General features: G+C 73.9%; 2 protein-coding genes. Both read right to left on the bottom strand.

Annotated features, from left to right (window positions below; translation table 11 throughout):
• Window positions 1-1,862 (bottom strand): molybdopterin-dependent oxidoreductase (locus tag VFO68_RS19945; protein ID WP_325159844.1); only part of this gene is annotated, 1,862 nt, incomplete at its 3' end.
• Window positions 1,863-1,883: 21 nt separating this feature from the next.
• On the bottom strand, window positions 1,884-2,273 hold a 390-nt coding region (locus tag VFO68_RS19950), incomplete at its 5' end, for a LysR family substrate-binding domain-containing protein (protein ID WP_325159845.1).

Raw genomic sequence — 2,273 nt, forward strand, 5'->3', positions numbered from 1 at the left:
TTGGCCACCCGCCCCCGGGCGCCGGCCGGCTGGCCGCGCGCGGCGGCGTCGTCGGGATGCAGCACCACCCGCAGCGTCCCGGCCCGGCGGCGCAACTCGGCGTTGTTGCCGAAGACCGTGTTGAGGAACTCGTGCGAGGCCACCGAGATCAGCACCAGCGGGTAGCGGGCGGCCAGCCCGTCGTCGGCGACCTCCGCGGCCGGGACGTATCCGGCGAGCGGGTCGAGCCCGTCGGCGGCGGCCCGGTCCGAGCGGAACTCCAGCTTGCCCGACGGCGTGGGGAACCCGGCGGCGAACGGGAGGAACGGGTCCGGCACGGTCAGCCGGACGTGACCCTCGGCGCGCAGCCGGTCCAGCGTGATCCCGGCCAGCGCGCCGTCACCGGAACCCAGTGCCTGCTTGGCCAACTGCTCGTCGCTGTCGTAGAGACACGGTTCGGTCAGGCCGAGCCGGTCGGCCAGCCGGCGGAACATCTCGGTCGCCGGCAGGCATTCCCCGGGCGCCGGCACGGCCGGCTCGTTCCAGGCCAGGTAGAGGTGTCCGTAGCCGGTGTGCAGGTCGGCGTGCTCGGTCTGCATGGTCGACGGCAGCACGATGTCGGCGTAGTCCACGGTGTCGGTGGGGAACTGCTCGGCCACCACCGTGAACAGGTCCTCCCGGGACAGTTCGCGGCGCACCGCGTTCTGGTCCGGCGTGCTGGCCGCGGGGTTGGCCGCCAGCACGAACAACGCCTTGACCGGCGGATCGTCCACTGTGGACAGCGTGTGCGCCAGCCGGGTCATGGACAGCGTGCGCACCGGGTGCGGGCGCAGGTCGTCGCGGTACAGCGCGGCCTTGTCCAGCGGGTAGTGCGCGCTGGTGGAGTAGGACAGCCCGCCGCCGGGCAGCGCCCAGTCACCCGTGACGCCCGGAATGCAGGCCAGCGTGCGCAGCGCCGTCCCCCCGCCGGCGTGCCGCTGGATACCCATCGTGGTGCGGATCGCGGTGGGTCGGGTGGTGGCGATCCGGGTGCCGAGGCCGACGATCCGCTCGGCCGGGATGCCGGTGATCTCGGCGACCTTCTCCGGCGGGTACTGCTCGATCCGGGCGCGGAACTCCGGCCAGCCCACGGTGTGCCCGGCCAGGAACGCGCGGTCCTCGGCGCCGAGTCGCACGACCACGTTGAGCAGGCCGAGCGCGAGTGCGGCGTCGGTGCCGGGGATCGGCGCGAGGTGCTCGTCGGCCTGGCGGGCGGTGCGGCTGCGCAACGGGTCGATGGCCACCACGTGTGCGCCGTCCTGCCGGGCGGCCTGGACGAACCGCCAGATGTGGTGGCCGGTGGTCAGCGGGTTGGTGCCCCACAGGATGATCAGCCGGGACCGGCGCAGGTCCTCCGGGTCGATCCCGGCGGGCGTGCCGACGGTGTAGGTCAGGCCGGCCGAACCGGCCACCGAGCAGATGGTCATGGCGTGCTCGGACGCGCCGAGCACGTTGAACAGCCGCCGCCCGGGACAGCCGACGACGCCCTGCAGGTAGCCCATGTTGCCGGTGCCCCAGTACGGCCAGATCGCCTCGCCGCCGAACTCGCCTGCGATGTCCCGCAGCCGGGTGGCGACCTCGTCCAGCGCCTCGTCCCAGGTGATCCGCTCGAACCGGCCGCTGCCCTTGGGCCCGGTGCGGCGCAGCGGATGGGTGATCCGGTCCGGCGCCGCCGCGTGCTCCAGGTACCGGTTGACCTTCGCGCACAGCGCGCCCCGGGTGAACGGGTGGTTGGCGTCACCGCGCAGCCCGACCGCCCGGCCGTCGCGGACGGTGACCACCCAGCCGCAGGTGTCCGGGCAGTCCAGCGGGCAGGCGCCCAGCACCTTCAGTTCTGTCGTCATCCGCCCTCCCAACAGCCACGCTCAGTATGCCTCCTCGGCCACCGCGAGGAACCGGGCCAGTACCGGCGCTGAGTTGGTAGTCGACCAGGCCAGGGCCAGTTCCCAGGGCGGCAGGCGGTCGCTCAGGGGGCGGTAGACCACGGCGTCGCGGGCGCTCGGCGGGGTGGGCGCGATCAGCAGCGACACACCCATCCCGGCGGCGACCAGGGTGATGATGGTCTGCACGTCGGCGCCCTCCTGGACGATCCGAGGGGTGAAGCCGGCGGCGACGCAGTGGCCGACGATCGCGTCCTGCACGGACGGGCCGGAGGCGCGGGTGTAGAGCACGAACGGCTCGCCGGCCAGCGCCCGCAGTGGCACCCGCACCCGCCTGGCCAGCGGATGGCCGGCGGGCAGCGCCACGACCAGCGG

Origin of the sequence: Actinophytocola sp. (assembly GCF_035712165.1) — a bacterium.
Lineage (GTDB): Bacteria > Actinomycetota > Actinomycetes > Mycobacteriales > Pseudonocardiaceae > DASYTH01.